General features: G+C 37.4%; 20 protein-coding genes and 2 pseudogenes. 9 read left to right on the forward strand and 13 right to left on the reverse strand.

The genetic code is table 11. The features are described from left to right. The first annotated feature begins 87 nt into the window (after nucleotides 1–87). The 4 genes from ORL93_RS23490 (at nucleotide 88) to ORL93_RS23505 (ending at nucleotide 3,825) form a co-directional block, all read left to right on the forward strand. A complete protein-coding gene (locus ORL93_RS23490) occupies nucleotides 88–606 on the forward strand; it encodes a YjcG family protein (protein ID WP_003206263.1) in 519 nt (172 codons plus the stop codon). 1 nt (nucleotide 607) lies between these two features. Continuing rightward, a complete protein-coding gene (locus ORL93_RS23495; protein WP_098114590.1) occupies nucleotides 608–1,030 on the forward strand; it encodes a GNAT family N-acetyltransferase in 423 nt (140 codons plus the stop codon). A 101-nt stretch (nucleotides 1,031–1,131) separates the two neighbouring features. Next, nucleotides 1,132–3,195: an ATP-dependent helicase gene (locus ORL93_RS23500; protein WP_265959592.1), complete on the forward strand. Its 2,064-nt coding sequence runs from the start codon at nucleotides 1,132–1,134 to the stop codon at nucleotides 3,193–3,195. A gap of 162 nt (nucleotides 3,196–3,357) precedes the next feature. Next, on the forward strand, nucleotides 3,358–3,825 hold the full coding sequence (locus tag ORL93_RS23505) for a CotY/CotZ family spore coat protein (RefSeq protein WP_265959593.1): 468 nt from the start codon (nucleotides 3,358–3,360) through the stop codon (nucleotides 3,823–3,825). A 232-nt stretch (nucleotides 3,826–4,057) separates the two neighbouring features. Here ORL93_RS23505 and ORL93_RS23510 read toward each other — a convergent pair whose 3' ends face one another. Both ORL93_RS23510 and ORL93_RS23515 read right to left on the reverse strand, forming a co-directional pair. Beyond that, nucleotides 4,058–4,255 carry a hypothetical protein gene (locus ORL93_RS23510; protein WP_003195959.1) on the reverse strand — a complete coding sequence of 66 codons (198 nt, stop codon included), beginning with the start codon at nucleotides 4,253–4,255 and terminating at the stop codon, nucleotides 4,058–4,060. A gap of 113 nt (nucleotides 4,256–4,368) precedes the next feature. Continuing rightward, entirely contained in the window at nucleotides 4,369–4,728 is a 360-nt protein-coding gene (locus ORL93_RS23515) for a DUF1360 domain-containing protein (RefSeq protein WP_033795971.1), read from the reverse strand. Nucleotides 4,729–4,929: 201 nt separating this feature from the next. Here ORL93_RS23515 and ORL93_RS23520 point away from each other — a divergent pair, with 201 nt between their 5' ends. After that, nucleotides 4,930–5,424, forward strand: a complete 495-nt coding sequence (locus ORL93_RS23520) for a CotY/CotZ family spore coat protein (RefSeq protein ID WP_003195957.1) — start codon at nucleotides 4,930–4,932, stop codon at nucleotides 5,422–5,424. 66 nt (nucleotides 5,425–5,490) lie between these two features. Here the strand turns inward: ORL93_RS23520 and ORL93_RS23525 are convergent, their stop codons facing one another. Continuing rightward, nucleotides 5,491–6,159: a CotO family spore coat protein gene (locus tag ORL93_RS23525; RefSeq protein WP_265959594.1), complete on the reverse strand. Its 669-nt coding sequence runs from the start codon at nucleotides 6,157–6,159 to the stop codon at nucleotides 5,491–5,493. 246 nt (nucleotides 6,160–6,405) lie between these two features. Here ORL93_RS23525 and ORL93_RS23530 point away from each other — a divergent pair, with 246 nt between their 5' ends. The 3 genes from ORL93_RS23530 (at nucleotide 6,406) to ORL93_RS23540 (ending at nucleotide 10,218) form a co-directional block, all read left to right on the forward strand. After that, a complete protein-coding gene (locus ORL93_RS23530; RefSeq protein WP_265959595.1) occupies nucleotides 6,406–7,275 on the forward strand; it encodes an exosporium glycoprotein BclB-related protein in 870 nt (289 codons plus the stop codon). Between the two features lie 457 nt (nucleotides 7,276–7,732). Further along, the gene (locus ORL93_RS23535; protein ID WP_265959596.1) at nucleotides 7,733–8,554 is read left to right on the forward strand and encodes a carbohydrate binding domain-containing protein; all 822 of its coding nucleotides are present in this window, start codon (nucleotides 7,733–7,735) and stop codon (nucleotides 8,552–8,554) included. A 626-nt stretch (nucleotides 8,555–9,180) separates the two neighbouring features. Continuing rightward, nucleotides 9,181–10,218, forward strand: coding sequence for a hypothetical protein (locus tag ORL93_RS23540; RefSeq protein ID WP_265959597.1), 1,038 nt, complete (start codon nucleotides 9,181–9,183; stop codon nucleotides 10,216–10,218). Between the two features lie 104 nt (nucleotides 10,219–10,322). On the opposite strand, the gene rfbD is transcribed toward ORL93_RS23540, so the two are convergent. From rfbD to ORL93_RS23580, 8 genes and pseudogenes are all read right to left on the reverse strand, one after another. Continuing rightward, entirely contained in the window at nucleotides 10,323–11,165 is an 843-nt protein-coding gene (rfbD, locus tag ORL93_RS23545) for a dTDP-4-dehydrorhamnose reductase (RefSeq protein ID WP_265959598.1), read from the reverse strand. A 6-nt stretch (nucleotides 11,166–11,171) separates the two neighbouring features. Beyond that, on the reverse strand, nucleotides 11,172–12,143 hold the full coding sequence (gene rfbB / locus ORL93_RS23550) for a dTDP-glucose 4,6-dehydratase (protein ID WP_265959599.1): 972 nt from the start codon (nucleotides 12,141–12,143) through the stop codon (nucleotides 11,172–11,174). Then, nucleotides 12,140–12,706, reverse strand: coding sequence for a dTDP-4-dehydrorhamnose 3,5-epimerase (gene rfbC, locus ORL93_RS23555; RefSeq protein WP_097794808.1), 567 nt, complete (start codon nucleotides 12,704–12,706; stop codon nucleotides 12,140–12,142). Before rfbC ends, rfbB begins: the two co-directional genes overlap by 4 nt. Then, nucleotides 12,703–13,452, reverse strand: coding sequence for a sugar phosphate nucleotidyltransferase (locus tag ORL93_RS23560; RefSeq protein WP_097794809.1), 750 nt, complete (start codon nucleotides 13,450–13,452; stop codon nucleotides 12,703–12,705). The genes rfbC and ORL93_RS23560 overlap by 4 nt, the downstream gene beginning before the upstream one ends. A gap of 260 nt (nucleotides 13,453–13,712) precedes the next feature. Next, entirely contained in the window at nucleotides 13,713–14,387 is a 675-nt protein-coding gene (locus ORL93_RS23565; RefSeq protein WP_097794810.1) for a glycosyltransferase family protein, read from the reverse strand. 582 nt (nucleotides 14,388–14,969) lie between these two features. Continuing rightward, a complete protein-coding gene (locus ORL93_RS23570; protein WP_050774450.1) occupies nucleotides 14,970–15,641 on the reverse strand; it encodes a class I SAM-dependent methyltransferase in 672 nt (223 codons plus the stop codon). Between the two features lie 21 nt (nucleotides 15,642–15,662). After that, nucleotides 15,663–16,301: pseudogene (locus ORL93_RS23575) on the reverse strand (glycosyltransferase family protein); the annotation flags it as partial. A gap of 109 nt (nucleotides 16,302–16,410) precedes the next feature. After that, nucleotides 16,411–17,337, reverse strand: coding sequence for an NAD-dependent epimerase/dehydratase family protein (locus ORL93_RS23580; RefSeq protein WP_265959600.1), 927 nt, complete (start codon nucleotides 17,335–17,337; stop codon nucleotides 16,411–16,413). 548 nt (nucleotides 17,338–17,885) lie between these two features. Between ORL93_RS23580 and ORL93_RS23585 the strand changes: the two genes are divergently transcribed. Continuing rightward, nucleotides 17,886–19,091, forward strand: coding sequence for a glycosyltransferase family 2 protein (locus ORL93_RS23585; protein WP_265959622.1), 1,206 nt, complete (start codon nucleotides 17,886–17,888; stop codon nucleotides 19,089–19,091). A 76-nt stretch (nucleotides 19,092–19,167) separates the two neighbouring features. On the opposite strand, the pseudogene ORL93_RS23590 reads toward ORL93_RS23585, so the two are convergent. Together ORL93_RS23590 and ORL93_RS23595 are read right to left on the reverse strand one after the other, a co-directional pair. After that, nucleotides 19,168–19,438 (reverse strand): annotated as a pseudogene (locus ORL93_RS23590) (SDR family oxidoreductase); the annotation flags it as partial. Then, nucleotides 19,434–19,655 carry a hypothetical protein gene (locus tag ORL93_RS23595; RefSeq protein ID WP_265959601.1) on the reverse strand — a complete coding sequence of 74 codons (222 nt, stop codon included), beginning with the start codon at nucleotides 19,653–19,655 and terminating at the stop codon, nucleotides 19,434–19,436. The gene ORL93_RS23595 and the pseudogene ORL93_RS23590, both read right to left, overlap by 5 nt. Nucleotides 19,656–19,726: the final 71 nt, after the last annotated feature.

A 19,726-nucleotide genomic window follows, 5' to 3' on the forward strand; every position in this document is an offset into this window, starting at 1 on the left:
AGCAGTGTTCAGAATTATTTGATATAATAGAAAAAGAGATTTATTTTCTCGAAATCTAACTAGACTTACAAAGGGAGGAATATAAAGATGAAACTAGGCATTGTAATTTTTCCATCAAAAATGATTCAAGATAAAGCAAACGGATTGCGTAAGCGTTACGATCCGCATTATGCATTGGTTCCACCACATATCACATTAAAAACACCCTTTGAGGCACCAGATGAACAATTAGAAGCGATTGTACAAGAACTACATGCAATTGCAAACAAAACAAATCCGTTTACCCTTCATGTTGGAAAGGTAAGCTCATTTGCACCTGTTAATAATGTTATTTATTTCAAAGTAGATAAAACACCTGAACTCACATTCTTAAACGAAGAAATGCATAAAGGATTCTTCACGCAAGAACGCGAGTACGCTTTTGTACCACACTTAACAATTGGACAACACTTATCAGATGCAGAGCATGCTGATGTACTAGGCCGCTTACGTATGAAAGACTTTTATTACGAGCAACCAATCGACCGTTTCCACCTTCTATATCAATTAGAAAATGAAACATGGACAGTATATGAAACATTCCATATTGGAAAGGGGAACAACTAATTTGCAAGCACAAATCGTACAAACAGACGAACAGCTAAGAGATGCATTCTCTGTACGTAAACAAGTCTTTGTTGAAGAACAACATGTGTCTGCCGAAGAAGAATACGATGAATTTGAAGAAACTTCTAAACACATCGTTATATATGATGAGGATATTCCAGTTGGGGCAGGTCGCTTTCGCATCGTTGATCGCATCGGGAAAATAGAACGGATATGCGTCCTCTCTTCTCATCGCAAAAAAGGAATCGGAAAAATCATTATGGACGCGCTCGAAGCATATGCGAAGGAAGAGTCGCTACCAAAATTGAAACTCCATGCCCAAACACAGGCTGAATCCTTTTATAAGAAACTCGGATATCAAACTGCCTCTGATGTGTTTATAGAAGCTGATATACCACATGTTGTTATGATAAAAGAATTATGATTTTCTAAACAGGAGGTAACCCCCTCCTGTTTTTTACATTGCTATTTTCTTTTTCTTCCGCTAAAGTTAAAAGTTGATGCTATAGTTTTGAAGGTGAATATATGACTCAAGAAAAGTTTTCACAAAAATCATTAACACACGCTGACGTTCCGCAAGCAACATATCATATTCCAAAAACCTCTTCCCATTTAATTATGGAAAAGGATACGGATGCTGCTTATTTCCGTGCTTTGGAACAGCAGGGCGTGTATTTAAATGAAAAACAATTAGAAGCAGTCAGAACGACAGAAGGTCCCGTTCTTACATTAGCTGGAGCTGGGAGCGGGAAAACATCTGTTTTAACAACTCGCGTTGGCTATTTAATTAATGTAAAAAATGTTCATCCACGCAACATTTTACTGCTTACGTTTACACAAAAAGCTGCTGAAGAAATTCGAATCCGTGTAGCAAACTTACCTGGTATGAACCATGCTGCAAGCCGCTATGTTGTCGCAGGTACATTCCATTCCGTCTTTTTAAAATTACTTCGCAGTCAAGGATACAACCAGCAGATCTTAGCAAATGAAAAGCATAAACAAATTATGATAAAGAAAATCTTAAAAGAATTGCGCTTAAAAGACGATTATGACGCTGAAACGATGCTCGCAATGATTTCACTCGAAAAAAACAAATTAAATCGTCCAAAAGATGTCCAAGCAAAAACACCCGTTGAACAAGAATTTCGTGAAGTGTATGAACGTTATGAAGATGTAAAACAAAGATATGGATATATAGACTTTGACGATATCTTACTAGAAACATTCTATATGCTTGAAAATAACGCACCTTTATTAACACAATTACAAAATAGATTCCATTACATTGAAGTCGATGAATTTCAAGATACGTCGTATGCGCAATATGAGATTGTAAAACTATTAGCTTCGCCGCGAAATAATTTATTTATCGCGGGAGATGACGATCAAGCGATATATGGCTGGCGTGGTGCAAGCCATCAAATTATCTTATCCTTTCCAAAAGAATTTGATGATACAACCATTATTGCGTTAAATACAAATTATCGTTCTAATCCTTTTATCGTGGGGCTTGGAAACGAAGTGATTAAACTCAATCAAGAACGCTTTAAAAAAGAATTATATTCCGTTCATGAAGAAGGTATACAGCCATTTTATGCGCGTCCTGCAACTACTCTTGATGAAGCAAATCAAATCCTGCAACTCATTCAAGATAAAGTAGCGAGTGGCGAACGAGAATACAAAGACTTCTGTTTGCTGTATCGTACACATTCTGTCAGCCGTTCTTTACTTGACCAGCTTACAATTCATAAAGTTCCGTTTATTAAACACGGTGCAAGCCAATCGTTCTATGAGCATTCTTTAATTAAGCCCGTACTCGATCAGCTACGTCTCGCATATGAACCGTTTCAAATCGAATCGCTCTCAAGCATATTGCCAACGATGTATATCGGCCGTGATGAATGCATCTCATTTATTGAACGTGAACAATGGAAATACGGCGAAGGAAGATTCCCTTCCCTCCTGCATTTTCTATTGCTGAACCCGAGTTTAAAACCATTCCAAGTCAAAAAAATAAACGAACGAATTGACTTCATTAAATTCATTAAAGAATTAGAACCAAAGAAAGCACTAAAAGAAATTATTAAAGGTAAAGGTAAATACTTAGAGTACTTACAAAGTAATGACCGTTCTTCCTTTACGATGCATAAAGACATCCAAGAAGAAATGCTTGAAGAACTTATGGAATCAGCAACTCGTTTTACTGATATTCCTGCTTACTTAGAATTTATTAGTGCAGCTATTCAAAGCCAAAAAGAAATGGAAGCATTAAAAACAATGCAACAAAAAGATGCCGTATCTCTTATGTCCATTCACAATGCAAAAGGACTGGAATTCCCGTGTGTCTTTTTACTCGGTGCAAGCGATGGCATACTGCCTCATTCGTCTTCTTTAAAAGATGCAAATGACCGCGTAACTGACACATCTGAAGCGTTAGAAGAAGAGAGACGGCTCATGTACGTCGCCATCACGCGCGCAAAAGAAGAACTTTATATTTCCTCCCCGCAATTTTTTAGAGGAAAAAAATTAGATGTATCGAGATTTTTATATATTGCCCGGAAAGACTTACCAAAAAATCCAACACCTTAACATGTGGTGCTGGATTTTTTCATATCTTTCTCAAGTAATATCTGCTTATTGTCCAACACAATTTATAAAAATCTCCTAGACCTCACCTTTGTCTCCCGTAATATCAACTCTTCTCGACTCATATTCTAATAGTAAAAACTTGAGGATAGGGAAGTGAACAATATGACCTGTAATTCTAGCGACGAGCATGATACATACTTTGATGAAAGTTGTGTATGTAATATCGTCAAATTCATATATAAATTACAAGAATGTGCATCCACTGCTTATTTATCACAATATGATGCTCCATTCCTCCGTCCGCAATATACAGCAAAAGCAGCAAACACACGTCCATTTATTTTATTCACAAAATCAGGAGACCCATTTGAAGCATATGTTCCTTCTGCAAATAAAAATTGCCACTCTCCTATTTTCCGTGTAGAAAGTGTAGATGAAAATTGCTGCGCTGTACTTCGGGCATTAATCGTTATTATAGGTAAAGAACCTGACAAGAGCCCAAATCCCGTCTGTACTTACTTAACGATCCCGCATGCTAAATTACGTGCAACCTCTTCTTGTGTCACGGTTGATTTGCATTACTTTTGTGGTATTCAATGTTTACGTGATGCATTTGTTACAAACTGCTGAATATATAACAGCATAGTATAACCTTTTAACATATAATTTTTCTTGTCCATTAACTTCCCGATTCTTCACCATAGTATCTCAATATGTCCGCAAAATTAACCCTTCGCTATATGCCCTGCTTTAAAGGTATATAACTCTCCGATGCAATATAGCTTCATTGTCTTATTACAAAAATTCCTTTTCATATATTTTTATACAAAACAAAAACACTCACGATAACATGAGTGTTTTTTCAACCTTGATTTTGTTGATTAGAAATGTTCTTTTTCTTACCACAATTACAACCCTTTTTCTTTACGAAGCCTTGTTGCTGTAATTGCTGTGCTTGCTGTTGTTGCTGCGCTTGTTCTTCCTGTAACTGTTGTTGCATTTGCTGCCACTGTTGCATATCATATGGATTTGGTTGCAGGTTATCTTCCATAACAAACATCTCCTCTGCTGTGCAATTCTATCTATTCACTATATGAACAGCCTTTCCTTTCTGTTCACCTATTTTTATGTTATTAAAGTCCGATTTTCCAACTAATCATCAGTTAAAAATCCCTATTCTTCAACAAATCTCCCAATTATCGTTTCAATAATAGCTGCTGCCCCTGCGAGTGCCAACAACGCTAATACAGGTTCTGCAACTTTAGGAATCCAATGATAAAAGAGAAGTAAAAATGCACTAATCCATACACCTGTACACCAATAACAACTTAACAATTCACCAATCCATTTTTGGAGTCCAGTCCCCTTCACTTTCATATATGTAGACATAGTTCCATCGTGTTCTTGAATTTGTACTTCTTCAATAAAAGGAGAGCGTATAAAGCTGGTAATTTTATCATATACAATGAGACGCGTAAACCGAAACACAGCTAACGAAAAAATAAAGAATAAAAGCCAACTATTGAAGAACATTCTTCTCATCTCCTTATTTCCATTTACCGAAACATAAAGCATATCGCAGTATCCAACAAACGGAAGATTTTACTCTCCTTTAAATGAGGACAAATAAAGGCTTATCCTTGAAAAAAAAACATCCTATGAACCGTAACCGATTTGCTCCTATTTCAATACTCTAATAGTGTAAATGAAAACTAAATATAAGGAGTGAAATTCATGAGTTGTAAAGATGAAAGACATGATCATCACCATCACCGCTCAAACTGCGTATGTGACGTGGTAAAATTTATCGATGAATTACAAGATTGTGCTTCTTCCGCTTGCCCGACAGGCTGTGACGCTCCATTTTTAGGAGCAAATCAAGGTGCTAAATTCGCAAACACTCGCCCTTTTTTGTTATATACTACAGAAGGCGAACTTTTTTCTTCAGTATTCTTCCTAGAAAATGATCCTACAACACCAAATGATGATATCTGTGCACGTTCTCCTATTTTCCGCGTAGAGAGTGTAGATGATTGCTGTGCCGTATTACGGATATTAGTTCCACCTACACTTACACGAGAAACGTCCCAAACACCTGAGGATATTGTTTGTGCGTTTTTAAAACAAACAATACCACAATTAATCTCTACAAATTTATCCATCACAGTTGATTTAAATTGTTTCTGTGCTATTCAATGTTTACGTGATGTAAATGTTCCAGGCGTATAATCGCTTGATTAGAACAATTTGTAAAACTAAAAAACTATGAGGTGGTAGGTATTACTACCACCTTTTCTATATCCCCATAATTTGAATCGATACAATCTCTTCAAACTTCACATGAAATGTTTCAAATGTTTGTGGTGAATTAATAGATACATAACCATCTTCGTAATTGGTAATAAATCCTACGTATATATCCTTCTCTGCTATGACACGGCATTTTACATTTGGAATGTAATGCGGTCTATGCATAAAAAAATATATTTTCTCTTCATTGTTCATATCTTTAAACGATTTTCTCGTCAAATCCTTAAAAAAAACTTGAGATTTCCCATCCTTTTTTTCTTCCGCTTCCTCATCTATCACTTCTGTTGATTTTTCAGCTTCTTCTAGTCCCTCTGCCACATTTGTTACTTCTGTTACTTCTTCCACTTCTGCTACTTCTTCCACTTCTGCTACTTCTTCCACTTCTGCTACTTCCGCTAACTCAATACTTTCTGCAATATCTGAGCTTACTTGTTGATCTACCTCTTCATCCGATGTAACAGTTTCTTCTTGAATCAACTGTTCTACTTCGTCTTCTTTCACAACATTTTGCACGTTCTCCTTTTGTTCAGAAACGCTGTGATTCAATTTAATAATAAACGTTTGTTGTATACTTAACTTACCTTTCTCCAAATTAGGTTCCGCCGTATAAAGAAGCGGCTGGTTTTTTATCTCCTCAGTTTGCTTTTTAGTCAAGGTTCTCCCTCCTGTCAACAACACTTCTCTTCAAAGTATATTCTCAAAAGTGAAGAACTTGCTTTTAAATTTATCAATAATAAGGAATAGACATCATTTTTTATAGAAATATTTTAAGCTACAATGTGACAAAAAGAGGCATCCTATTTTCAAGAATACGCAGTACCCTTATTTTCTATCACTCATACAATGTATGGATGTTTATATTTTTATTAAATTTCATACAAAAGATGAGGAGGAACTAACTTGGATAGGTTTAATAAACATAACTGCATACCGCTTAATTGTTTATTTCCTTTACCTCAACCCGGACCGACGGGGCCGACGGGGCCGGCTGGGACTGGCGCTGGGCCGACGGGGCCGACGGGGCCGGCTGGACCGACTGGGCCTACTGGGCCTACTGGGCCTACTGGGCCTACTGGGCCTACTGGGCCTACTGGGCCTACTGGGCCTACTGGGCCTACTGGGCCTACTGGGCCTACTGGGCCTACTGGGCCTACTGGGCCTACTGGGCTGACTGGAACAGGTAACACTGGACCGACGGGGCCGACTGGACCGACTGGGCCGACTGGACCGACTGGTGGTGGTGGTGCTATAGTTGCATTTTCATCTGGACTGACGCCAGCTAACATGACTGTTGATGGCCCTGGGTTAATTGGTATTCCGAGTTTCATTGGATTTGGAACTGCTACTCCTGGCGATGTCGCATTAGGTGCAGGTGCTAATATAAACTTGGCGCGCTTATTAAATGAAGCATTTACCGTACCTCGTGTTGGAATTCTTGACTCAATATTTGCCAACTACACCGCGACAGGATTTACTGTGCCTACTGGGCCTACTGGGCCTAATACTGCAACCGTTCGAGCACAATTATATATCAATCTCGCTGTTAACAATAACACCAACGTATTTACTCCATTCGGACCTTTGGTGACATTAACCCCAGCCATCGTAGGAATTGTAGGTTTCTTAAATGCTGATGGCAACGCAACTGGAATAAACTTACAGGTGAATCCAGGAGATCGTTTGCTAATGGTCTTTTCTTTATTAGGCGGTACTGGTTCTGTTGCTTCTTTTCTTTCAGGCAACGCAAGTGCTGGCATTTCAATTCTTTAATTTAATCATCTCACCAACAAAATCAAAAGACATCGTTACACCTTTTCGACAAAAGAGAGAGATGCTAATCCAGTAAAGATTGAACTATTGACTTAGCGGGTAGGTATGAAAAAAGAGATGTCTTTTTAGATAGCAAGAATTCGATATTCAATCGGATTCTTGCTTTTTTCTTTATCTTTTCTCTTATCGCTGTCTGTGGCTATGATTAAAACAATCAAGAGGCTACGAAGATCCCAATATCCCTAAAGTACATGTGTAATTCTTGTGAAACAATCAAATTTAGTCATCTCACAAGAAAACAAAGTAATTTAGAACTATTTCGGATTAAGACATGATTTTTTTTAAAGCGCCCCTATTTCGTAGAAAGTACCCAGTACCATTATCTTCTATCATTCATACAATGTATGGATGTTTATATTTTTATTAAATTTCATACAAAAGATTAGGAGGAATTAATTTGGATAGGTTTCATGAACATAATTGCATACCACTAAATTGTTTATTCCCTTTACCTCAACCTGGGCCGACTGGGCCTGCTGGACCGACTGGACCGACCGGGCCTGCTGGAACAGGTAATACTGGACCTACGGGGCCGACTGGACCTACGGGGCCGACTGGGCAAGCTGGAACAGGTAATACTGGACCGACGGGGCCGACTGGACCGACTGGACCTACCGGACCTACCGGGCCGACGGGGCCAGGGTGCTGTCCATGTACCAACTTGCTCAACAATCCTGGATTTGATGATGGAACTACAGGTGGTGTTACAGGTTGGAACTCTTCAGGAGCTACCGTAGTAGATATAAGTGGCCCAGACAACAACTCCCACAGCGGCATTTTGGTTACAGGTCCAGCCCCAGGCCAAGCAGTAACCAAAATCCAAGCTGTGAGGCTTGATCCAGGGGATAGTATTAATCAGCCTGTTAGTGTTGATCCAGGTTGTTGCTATACGCTTTCCTTTGCCGCTGATGTAAGAGCTAATGCGATACCCGTAGCTGCAGTTTCTTTTCCAGGGCTTGGTCAGTCTTGTACTCCAACCATTTCGGAACTTACTTCAGGAATTATTCCACATATTGTACCAAATAATAATCAACCTCAATCTAGCTTCCAACATTTCACTCTCGTTGTATGTGTGCCTTCCGGTGCGATACAAGCGTGCATTTCTTTCCAGAACATTTTACCTAGCCAAGGAGTTGGGGGAGCGGCCTTTATTGACAACGTCGTATTCCAACCTACCGGTGGAGGTTGTGACCCAGATTCATGCGAGCAGAATTTCTAATTGATTGACGAAATGGTAGCTCCTTAGTGGAGCTATGGTTTCCAGGCTGTGGAGAAAATCTTCTACACAGCCTATTTTGTATCTGAGTGCTTTTTCATCTGTCATTACGAAGTTTCTATTACATATTCTCTCAACGTTTCCTCCTACTACCTCATAGGAGCAAAACCATTCAGTTCCAAACATAATAGCTGTAACACCGAATAGTATGACTTCTCTGCTTTCGCTCCATATTTATCTGTTTTCACAGGAAGAATCGTAACACTAGTTCCTATTTCTTGAAAAATATCAGAATACTATCATTCATAAAGGTGGAATACTTCCTTTTTAGTTTGTTTACAAATCTGAGAATTCCTTACCTTTTTTCTGTTTACAAGAGAAAGCTCATTTACATAAACTATTTCACGTTATCAGAAAATATTGTGCATAACAATAAAATCCCAAAACTAACTCCAATTACACAATATAGAACAGACTCTCAAATAATTTAGAAATCTCACTTTAAAATAATGTACTCATTTACACCTTTTAGAGTAAATACCTGGTGCCATTATTTTTTACCATTCATACACTGTATTGTTGTCACCATTTATTAATAAATTTTATACAAAAGATGAGGAGGAACTAACTTGGATAGGTTTAATAAACATAACTGCATACCGCTTAATTGTTTATTTCCTTTACCTCAACCCGGACCGACTGGACCTGCTGGACCGACTGGGCCTACCGGTAACACTGGTAACACCGGGCCTACTGGGCCGACCGGTAACGCTGGTAACACCGGGCCTACTGGACCGACTGGGCCTACTGGGCCGACTGGGCCGACTGGGCCTACTGGACCGACTGGGCCTACTGGGCCTACTGGACCGACTGGGCCTACTGGACCGACTGGACCGACTGGACCGACTGGACCGACCGGACCAACTGGACCGACTGGGCCGACTGGACCTACCGGACCTACCGGGCCGACTGGACCTACCGGACCGACCGGGCCGACTGGGCCTACTGGGCCTACTGGACCGACTGGACCGACTGGACCGACTGGACCGACTGGACCGACTGGACCAACTGGACCTACGGGACCAGGTTGTTGCCCATGTACCAACCTGCTCGACGATCCTGGATTTGATGGTACGACTGGAGCATTTGCTACAGGTTGGAATCCGACGGGAGCTACATTAATAGGAGGAACAGGTCCAAATGCAGACAACTTCGCCCACAGTGGCATTTTGACTAGTGCTACAACACGTAGTCTCCAAGCCGCGAATCTTCAACCAGGTGGAAAGATCAGCCAGTCTGTCCCTGTCGATGAAGGTTGTTGCTATACGCTTTCCTTTGCTGCTAGTGTAAGAGCTAATACGATACTTGTAGCGTCCGTTACGTTTCCAGGAATACTGGGGTCATGTCCGTCTACCCCTGAGGAAATTGCTAATTCACTGAGTCCTGGTAATAGTCCTATTCCACACATTGTACCAGCTGGTAATCAACCTCAATCTCTCTTCCAACATTACACTCTCGTTGTATGTGTGCCTTCCGGCGCGACAACAGCGTGCATTACTTTCCAAAACCTCGAAGCACCAGCATCTGTAAATGACGCATCCATCGACAACGTCGTATTCCAACCTACCGGCGGCGGTTGTGATGGTTGTGTGCAGAATTTTATCTAATTAATTGACGAAATTGCAGCTCCTTAATGGAGCTACGATTTACAGGCTGTGGAGAAAGTCTTCTCCACAGCCTGTTTTGTGTTTGAATGCTTTTTCATCTGTCATTATGAACTTTCTATTAAATATTCCCTCAGCGCTTCCTTCCATTGCCTCATAGGAGTAAAACCATTCAGTTCTAGGCACAGGTGCTGTAAAACCGAATAACGTGGCCTTTCTGCTTTCGCTCCATATTCTTTTGTTTTCACAGGGATCACTTTAACATCTGCTCCGATTTCCTGAAAAATACGAGCAGCAAACTCCGCCCAAGAACACCGCCCTTGATTTGACACATGGTAGGTTCCATACTGATTCGTTTGTATCACTTCGCCGGTTTGACAGACTAGATCTTTTGTATAAGTAGGACACCCAATTTGATCACAAACAATACTTAGCTCCTTTTTTGTCTGAGCCAACGTCTGCATTGTCCGTACAAAGTTTGGGCCGTATTTGCCATACAACCAAGAAGTCCTAATAATAAAGTACCGACTGTGAAAGTTTTTTACTGCTTCTTCCCCCGCTAGCTTAGAAGCACCATATACATTAAGAGGATTTGTTTGATCAAATTCGTGATAATCACGCGTTTGTATTCCATCAAATACATAATCCGTACTAAAATAAACAAGTTTCGCTCCTATTGCTTCCGAAGCTACCGCTATGTTTCTTGTCCCCAATGCATTTACAGCATATGCTTCTTTCCAATTTTCTTCAGCAGCATCTACTTTTGTATACGCAGCGCAGTGAAGTACGAGATCGGGATTTAGATTTTTTATAGTAGAGAGAACCGATGTTGCATCTGTAATATCTAATTTTTTCCTTGTGAAACGATATACTGTGCATTCCTTTTCTGCAAAATACGCAACAAATTCTTTACCAAGCTGACCTCCTGCTCCTGTAACAAGTACTTTCACCTTATCTCACCTACTCTTCAATGGTTTCCACCATTGTTCATTGTTCCTATACCATTCCATTGTATCCTCTAAGCCTTTTGTAAATGAGTATATTGGCTTCCATCCGAGTTCTCTCTGTAACTTAGACGAATCAATCGCGTACCGCCAATCATGACCAAGACGGTCTGGAACGAATGATATCATATTCTTTGATTTTCCTAGCTTTTCTAAAATCGTTTCCACAATCTCTATGTTTCTCTTTTCATTATTACCTCCAACATTGTATATCTCTCCGTCCCTTCCATTATGCAGAACTAAATCAATTGCCGTGCAATGATCGAATACATGAAGCCAATCCCGCACGTTTTGTCCCGTCCCATATACAGGAAGTTCCTTATCTTCCATTGCATTTGTAATCATAAGCGGAATGAGTTTCTCTGGATATTGATATGGACCGTAATTGTTAGAGCAGCGTGTAACAATTACAGGAAGTTTGTACGTTTCAAAATAAGAAAGAGCGATTAAATCTGAACCGGCTTTACTAGCAGAATAAGGGCTATTCGGTGAGACAGGAGTCTCTTCTGTAAAATGACCATTTTCTCCTAGAGATCCGTACACTTCATCTGTTGAAATGTGAAGGAATCGCTGAATACCGAAAGTTTTAGCAGCTTCCAATAATACAGCTGTTCCTACTATGTTTGTCGTATAAAATTGCATAGGACCCTGTATACTTCTGTCTACGTGCGATTCCGCTGCAAAGTGCACAATACTATCAATTTTGTAATCTTGCATTACAGCTTGAATTTTCTTAGCATCTCTTATATCCCCTTGTATAAAGGTATACTTGCTATGAGGCTCTATATCCTTGATACTAGATAAATTGCCAGCGTATGTTAACAGATCATAATTAATAACATGGGAATCAGGATACTTCTTGAGAAAATAACGGACAAAGTTACTACCGATAAATCCCGCTCCTCCTGTGACTAGTACATTCATGTCAATATCTCCTTAAATTGAAAGTAATGAGTTGTTTCTGTGAATTTAGGCAACATGCCATCTTTTTCTGATAAAATCGGGTTACTTACGGGCCATGAAATAGCAAATTCTTCATCATCCCATGCGATTCCACTATCACATGACGCGTCGTAAAATTCATCTACTTTATAATGTACAATTGTGTGAGGAACGAGTGTACAAAAGCCATGTGCAAATCCCTTCGGTACGAGTAACAGTCGATGATTATCACCTGTCAACAAAAATGATTGCCATTTCTTATAGGTTGGAGATCCCTTCCTCAAATCTACAATGACATCGAAAATCGCACCTTGTATAACCTGTACGAGCTTTGTTTGAGCTCTTGGTTCTAGCTGAAAATGCAGCCCTCTTATCACACCCGCTTCCTTTGAATACGATGTATTGTCCTGTACAAATTTGTGGTGAATACCGAGATACCTCAGCACCTTTTCATTATAACTTTCCTTAAAATACCCGCGTGTATCATGAAATACACTTGGCTCAATGAACTTAACATCAGAAAGTGATGCAGGAATCGTCTTCAACTCTTCCCTCCCCCTCCATTAAACTCATCACCAAAATCTACATGCTGCGCTAATGTATTGGCTTTATACAGTGAAGGATGCGTTCCAGCATCTGTCCACCATCCCTGCAGCGTATCGTAGGTAAGTACTCCTCTTGTCAAATACTCATTATTAATATCTGTTACTTCCAATTCCCCTCGATCAGAGGGTTTTAACTGACCGATCATCGAAAACACACTGTTATCGTACATATAAATTCCGATTACAGCATAGTTGCTCTTTGGAGAAGCCGGTTTTTCTTCAATGCATACAATCTTACCATCTTGAATATGAGGAACCCCAAAACGACGCGGGTCATCTACTTCTTTTAATAAAATTCTGGCTCCTGCCCCTTGCTTTCTGTAATTTTCTACATACGGTTTCAAGCTGTCAGAAAAAACATTATCACCTAAAACGACAATCATCTTCCCATTTCCCACAAACGTTTCGCATAATCCAAGCGCCTCAGCAATTCCTCCAGCTTTCTCTTGTACACGATATGTGAAGGACACCCCAAAATCAGCTCCACTGCCAAGAAAACTGACTACATCACCCATATGTTCTTTCCCGGTAATGACAATAATATCTGTAATCCCGCATTCCCGAAGCTTATATACAGAGTGATAAATCATTGGATAGCGACCGACGGGAAGCAAATGCTTATTTGTGACCTTTGTAATCGGGTACAATCGAGATCCAGTTCCACCGGCAAGGATAATCCCTTTCATTTTATCCCTCCCCCTTCAAACCATTTGTATTTTTGGTTCATACACTACACCCTTCAATTTTCATACATTATCAATTTAACCTTGTAAACTCTCTGCATACCCTATATATGTGCATAATGCTTTTCTATATTCCTCTTTATCTAATTCCCTGCTTTAAAGTTGATTACTTTCTGTTAAGGGACTACTAAACAACAAGAGCTTATACACTCTCCTGCTTACCGTCTGAAATATTGGCACACTTACACTTAAGCTCTTGCTATCTATGGTTTTATAAAAAAGGCATACTCTTGTATAAATACCTTTCTATACGCTTCATATGAAAGCGCATCAAAGTCATCCCCGCAATAATGTATACACCATGGTTCTAATTGACTTGCTACCCCTACTTTATATCCTTTCTTAATAAACTCTAAACACTGCGAAATATCATAAAAGTGGTAGCCCGTAAACAAGTCTTCCCGCCAAGGTAAATCATATTGTGTAACCATTAACAGACCATCTACCGCTTGCACGGGCACATAAGGTATACGATGCTCGTACTGATCAAACGTAAGAGTGCGAAAAGCTCCTCTTCTCTCCTCAATAACTTTCCCAACCATCTCTTTTCCCTCCCACCATACCCCACTATCAGGAATATTTTTACATCCAATCATTCCAAACATACCTAATGAAGAGTCATTTTGAAATAAAGATAATACGTTAAATAAAAAATAGGGGGAAATAATGAATGTATCTTGATGTAGATAAATTTTATACTTGGCATCATGTAGCATTGCTTGATTATATCCTTGTGTCATACTCTTAGAATTACGAACCGCTAAGAATTCTATCGTATACGCTTCTGGAACGTACAAACATTGTATATGTCTCTTACATTTTCCATATAGTTGATCATCATTTACACAAGTAACAAATAAAAATGTATTTTCACTCATTATCCAATTCACTCTCCTTAAATTTACCGTTTAAGAGCCAGTCGAAAATATAATTTGCACCGAAGCAACAGCTTCAGTACTTTTCATCACTGTTTAAAGTTGCATGTAATTTTGAAAGTAAACAGAGTGTAACAGCTACATTATTATTTAGAAACAGTATTTTTTATTCTCCTCAACCACTTCAACACCTTGATTACTGTGAAATTAGATCTGACTATTGTTCTAGCCATCATTTAGCTTCATTTGATAAACAATTATTTAATTTCATCTTTTATATAAAGAAAAATACTTGCTACACACTGCTTTTTACGCTCTAACTTATCCTACGTCAGAATAACCATATGGATCTCCAAATGCCTTTAAACAACTCCTATCTTTTATTTTCCTTACACATTATATTTACTACCTACATATATATGTCTTTCGTACAAGCAATCTAGTTGAAAGCGGAAAATAAAGAAAGTTTTTTCATCATCATGTTATGTAAAAAATAACTATTTACTAAGTTTTAGAATACCTATCATAGGAAAAGGGCTTTCTCATCAGATATAAGAAAGCCCCAGTAATTAAATATATTCTACTTTACATTTCATAATTTCGCTGTAATATTTCTTTGTTCTCTAAGACAGTTTTAAAAATTTCACTATGTCCCTTTGGAAATAGAACTCCTAATCCAAATGAATGTCTAAATTCAATAGAAGGATATTGGGTTTTTAAAGTATTCCACAATTTATAAACCCCAAATTCCCTATCCATCACAGCAATATCATGAAATAAAACAATACCCTTATCCGCTACTTTAGGTAACCATGTTTGAAAATCATGTGAAACTGCTTCATAAGAATGACACCCATCAATATGAAGAATATCAACTGTTTCATCTTGAAACATTTCTAAAGCCTCATCAAATGTATTCTGAACTAAGGTCGCTATATTAGGATAGAATTTATTGACTACTCCTTTAACTGTTTGATAAACATCTTCTCCATAAGAACCACAATGTTGATCACCTTTCCAAGTATCAACTGCAAAACATTTAGTTGATAAATCTCCGTCTTTCACAGCCTGACAGAAACTATAAAACGAGGCTCCATAGTGTGTACCCAATTCAACAATTTTTTTAGGCTTCATAAATCTTACTAAATCATATCCAAAATTCAGATGTCCGGCCCATGCTGACATGCTTATCACAGTAGGATTATAATTATTTATTTCACTTAAAACATTATTATTTTTTTTCCATTCATGATGTATTAAGTCCGGATAATTTTCAAGAAATATTTGTCTTTCTTTTTCAAATCCCTCATAACTGATAATACCGCAATCATGTATGCACCACGGTGCATCTTGCTTAGGGACTCCTATATCATAACCATGATTAATAAATTCAAAACATTGAGATATGTCATAGAAATGCCATCCTTGAAATAAATCTTCTCTCCAAGAAAGGTCATATTGCGTAGCCATAATTAATCCATCAATCGCTTTTACCTTTTCATATTCATTTTCTACATTATACCTTCCGGTTAAAGACAATTGTCCTTTTCCTGCTGGAGTATGATAGACCACTCCATAAGGTTGATTACTTTCCCACCATACTCCTTTTGGTACTGTTTTTGAACCAATTACTCCTATCATTCCTAATTTAGCACTTTTCCTAAATAGTTCAATTATATCAAATATAAATTTTTTATTAATAATTGAAACGTCTTGATGTAAATATACTTTATATTTAGCATCACTTTTTTTCATTCCTTGATTATAGCCGGACGTCATACTTTGAGCTCCTTCGATGGTCACAATTTCTATTTCATAACCCTCAGGTATTTCTAATTGTTTGATATGTTTTAAAGCTATACTGTATTCAATGGAATCGTTAACACAAGATATGAAACATATTTTCTTATCATTCATTTAATCACCCCTTAGTATGTTAAAATTTATTTTATTCCTTATACATGATATGAAAATCCCCTGTATTAACATATTAGTTAATACTATATAAAATGAACTTTAACTTATTTTATACAATCCTTTTATTTTTACAAAATAAGGAAATTACCTCTTCCAATCCTTGAAGCAATGAAAATTTCGGGTGCCAATTCAAATATTTTCTAGCTTTATCATTTGATAAATAACTATGAATAACATCCCCTGGTCTTTCCTCTTTGTATATTTTTTTATCTTCTATTTTCATTAAATTGCAAATTGTATCTAGCAGTTCATTAACTGAAATTTGTTGATTCGAACTAATATTACATATTTGATTGTCAGCATTTCTAAATGCCAAGAAGTTAGCATGTGCTACATCTTTAACAAAGATAAAATCTCGTGTCTGATTTCCGTCACCATATATAATTGGACTATCATTCTTAAATAAGCGATCCATAAAAATGGAAATGACACCAGCTTCTCCATCTGGATTCTGCCTTGCACCATAAACATTGGAGTATCTGAGAATTGTATATTTTAAACCATAAAGCTTTGCAAATAATTGAATATATGCTTCACTGGTCAATTTTGATAAACCGTAAAATGATACAGGATTAAGATCATGCTTCTCATCAATAGGTAAGTATTGGGGATTACCGTATACAGCAGCAGTTGATGCATAAATAATTTTTTTTACATTGTACTTTATACAAGCTTGAAGAATATTAACAGTAGCCATGACATTTTCACTGCAATCGTAAAATGGCTGTTTTACAGATTCCTGTACAGATACTTGTGCTGCTTGATGTATTACAAAATCAGGTTTTTCAACCATGAAAATTTTATCGATATTTGGATCCCTTATATCAAAATGATAGAAAGCAACTTTTGATGGAATATTATACTTATGCCCAGTAACTAAATTATCAACAACCACTGTATCTATATTGTTTTCTAATAAGAATTCAACAATATGTGAACCAATAAAGCCAGCTCCACCTGTGACTAAAACTTTCAAATATTTCCCCTCCCAAAAAGTTATATTCCCTTACATATAAGACAACTAAAAATATTCATTTCATTCAATTAATTGAATGATTATTTCTATAAAATCAATGTTGTTACAATTTATGTTGACTATATATTTTTTGATACAGTAAGCCTTATAACTATTCAATGCCGAATTAAAGAGACTCACAAAATTAAATCCGACTGCATATGATAAATCTAGCGCATGCCTAATATGGTTTCACACATAAAGTAAAACAAAATACTTACATGCTTTACTATTGTAATTAATTACGTATATGAAGTTGCACATACCCAATAGCGCCCCATTAGATTGCAAGGCGAATGATTAAAATGAGGAGAATTTGTAAAACTGAGAGTTACTAGCAATACTTTAGAGAACTTATAACTCTTTATTAGCATTTGTTCAAAGTATATAAAATCAGATGTTGTTGAACGAATAAAACCTTTTGAACAAAAATAGGGGGGAAAATAGTGGCTAAAAATAAATCAAAAACAACAAAACACATAAAATCACAAAAGAAAATATGTCTTTGTATGATTGTAAAAAATGAATCGAAAATTATAGAAAGATGTTTAAATCCAACTAAATCTATCATTGATTTTGTTTCTATTTGTGATACGGGTTCGACTGATGGAACACCTGAAATTATTGAAAACTGGTGCAGAGAAAATAACATACCTGGTACTGTGCACCATGAACCTTTTAAAAATTTTGGATATAATCGAAGCTTAGCTGTATCTTTGGCGCAAAAAACTTATCCAGAGGCAGATTATTTGTTGTTGCTCGATGCTGATATGGTTTTAGAAGTTAAACCGCATTTTGATAAGTGTAGCTTAGATAAGGACCATTATTTAACTATGCAATATGATAGTCACATTAAATATTGGCTTTCTCGTCTTCTTAAAACATCTTTACCATGGCGATCCGTTGGAGTTACACATGAGTATTGGGATTTAGATCGTTCTAAATTAAAGGCTGAACAAGTTACTTACTTTGATACAGTTGAAAAACTCGATAGTCTAATTATCAATGACCAAGGAGACGGTGGGAGTAAGAGTGATAAATTTGAACGAGATAAACGGTTGCTATTAGAAGGAATTCACGATGAAGCCACCCCACCCGATTTAAAAATCAGATACATGTTTTACTTAGCACAAACATTATCCGTTCTTAATGAACTAGATGAAGCAATCAAATGGTATAAAAAAAGAGTAGCAGCGGGCGGATGGGCGGAAGAAGTATTTTATGCCCTCTTACGAATTGGTCTCTGTTATGAACGTTTGGCAAATACGGCTTCTTTCCAACGTGAACAATTAATTACAGAGTCAGAAAAAAATAAATCAAAAATTGATCAATCTACAATAGATACCTTCATCCATCAGGAAGAACAATTTTTTGCTCTTGCTACTACTTATCTTCAAAATGCTTGGGAGTACAGACCCTGTAGAGCGGAACCTTTGTCCCACCTTGCAAGAATGTATCGACTGAAAGCTAAAAATAATTTAAGCTTGATGTATGCATTACAAGGAAAAGAAATTCCTTTCCCTAAAGAAGATATTCTTTTTGTAGATTACCACGTCTACGACTATCTTTTTGACTATGAAATTTCTATATGTGCGTACTATATCGAAAACAAACGTCACTTAGGTCGTACTGCTCAGAAACGTCTTCAATCTAAAATCAAACAATTACCACCGCATATAGCGGAGGTTGTTGAAAATAACTCGAAATTTTATTAGTTCATATAAGAAATAAAAAACACCTTTTATACCCCATTTCATTGGGGGTAGAAGGTGTTTTTTCATCATTTTATATTTAATTACCTAAAATATGATATCCAAAATCCCCATGAATGTTCTCACCAGTAACACGACTTGCTAAGTTACTAAATAAGAATAAAGCTGGATTACCAACTTCCTCTTGTGTTACGTTACGGCGAAATGGTGCGCGCTCTTCGATTTGTTTTAAGATGCTGTTGAAATCACCAATCCTTTTTACTGATAACGTACGAATTTCTCCTACTGCCACAGGGGACACACGAATATTATGTATGCTATCCTAAGTCGTTCGCTAAATACCTTTTACTTGTGTCTATCGAGTCTTGAATCACCCAAATATTGTTTAATGACATGTAATGTTTCTTTATTAGACTTGTCATCCATCATACAAAGTTCCCATTCATTTAAAGATTGAATACGTACACTTTCCATTGCTTTACCTACTAATACAGACTTGTTTAACAAGTAAAAATGATTACAACCTTTGAATTCAAAACCAATCCTGTATATAGTAAGTTGATTCATATAGAATTCATCAATATATATAATCTCTCAATTGGACTTTTACTCTTTAGTAGTGTATGAAGCTTTCCCGA

It is taken from the genome of Bacillus sp. DHT2 (assembly GCF_026241455.1).
Taxonomy (GTDB): domain Bacteria; phylum Bacillota; class Bacilli; order Bacillales; family Bacillaceae_G; genus Bacillus_A; species Bacillus_A pseudomycoides.

Bases quoted from the DNA above. Each gene is read 5' to 3' on its own strand.
- ORL93_RS23490 (WP_003206263.1), top strand. From the start codon at position 88: ATGAAACTAGGCATTGTAATTTTTCCATCAAAAATGATTCAAGATAAA.
- ORL93_RS23500 (WP_265959592.1), top strand. From the start codon at position 1,132: ATGACTCAAGAAAAGTTTTCACAAAAATCATTAACACACGCTGACGTT.
- ORL93_RS23505 (WP_265959593.1), top strand. From the start codon at position 3,358: ATGACCTGTAATTCTAGCGACGAGCATGATACATACTTTGATGAAAGT.
- ORL93_RS23510 (WP_003195959.1), bottom strand. From the start codon at position 4,255: ATGTTTGTTATGGAAGATAACCTGCAACCAAATCCATATGATATGCAA.
- ORL93_RS23515 (WP_033795971.1), bottom strand. From the start codon at position 4,728: ATGTTCTTCAATAGTTGGCTTTTATTCTTTATTTTTTCGTTAGCTGTG.
- ORL93_RS23520 (WP_003195957.1), top strand. From the start codon at position 4,930: ATGAGTTGTAAAGATGAAAGACATGATCATCACCATCACCGCTCAAAC.
- rfbB (WP_265959599.1), bottom strand. From the start codon at position 12,143: ATGAATGTACTAGTCACAGGAGGAGCGGGATTTATCGGTAGTAACTTT.
- ORL93_RS23560 (WP_097794809.1), bottom strand. From the start codon at position 13,452: ATGAAAGGGATTATCCTTGCCGGTGGAACTGGATCTCGATTGTACCCG.
- ORL93_RS23565 (WP_097794810.1), bottom strand. From the start codon at position 14,387: ATGAGTGAAAATACATTTTTATTTGTTACTTGTGTAAATGATGATCAA.
- ORL93_RS23585 (WP_265959622.1), top strand. From the start codon at position 17,886: ATGATTGTAAAAAATGAATCGAAAATTATAGAAAGATGTTTAAATCCA.
- ORL93_RS23595 (WP_265959601.1), bottom strand. From the start codon at position 19,655: ATGAATCAACTTACTATATACAGGATTGGTTTTGAATTCAAAGGTTGT.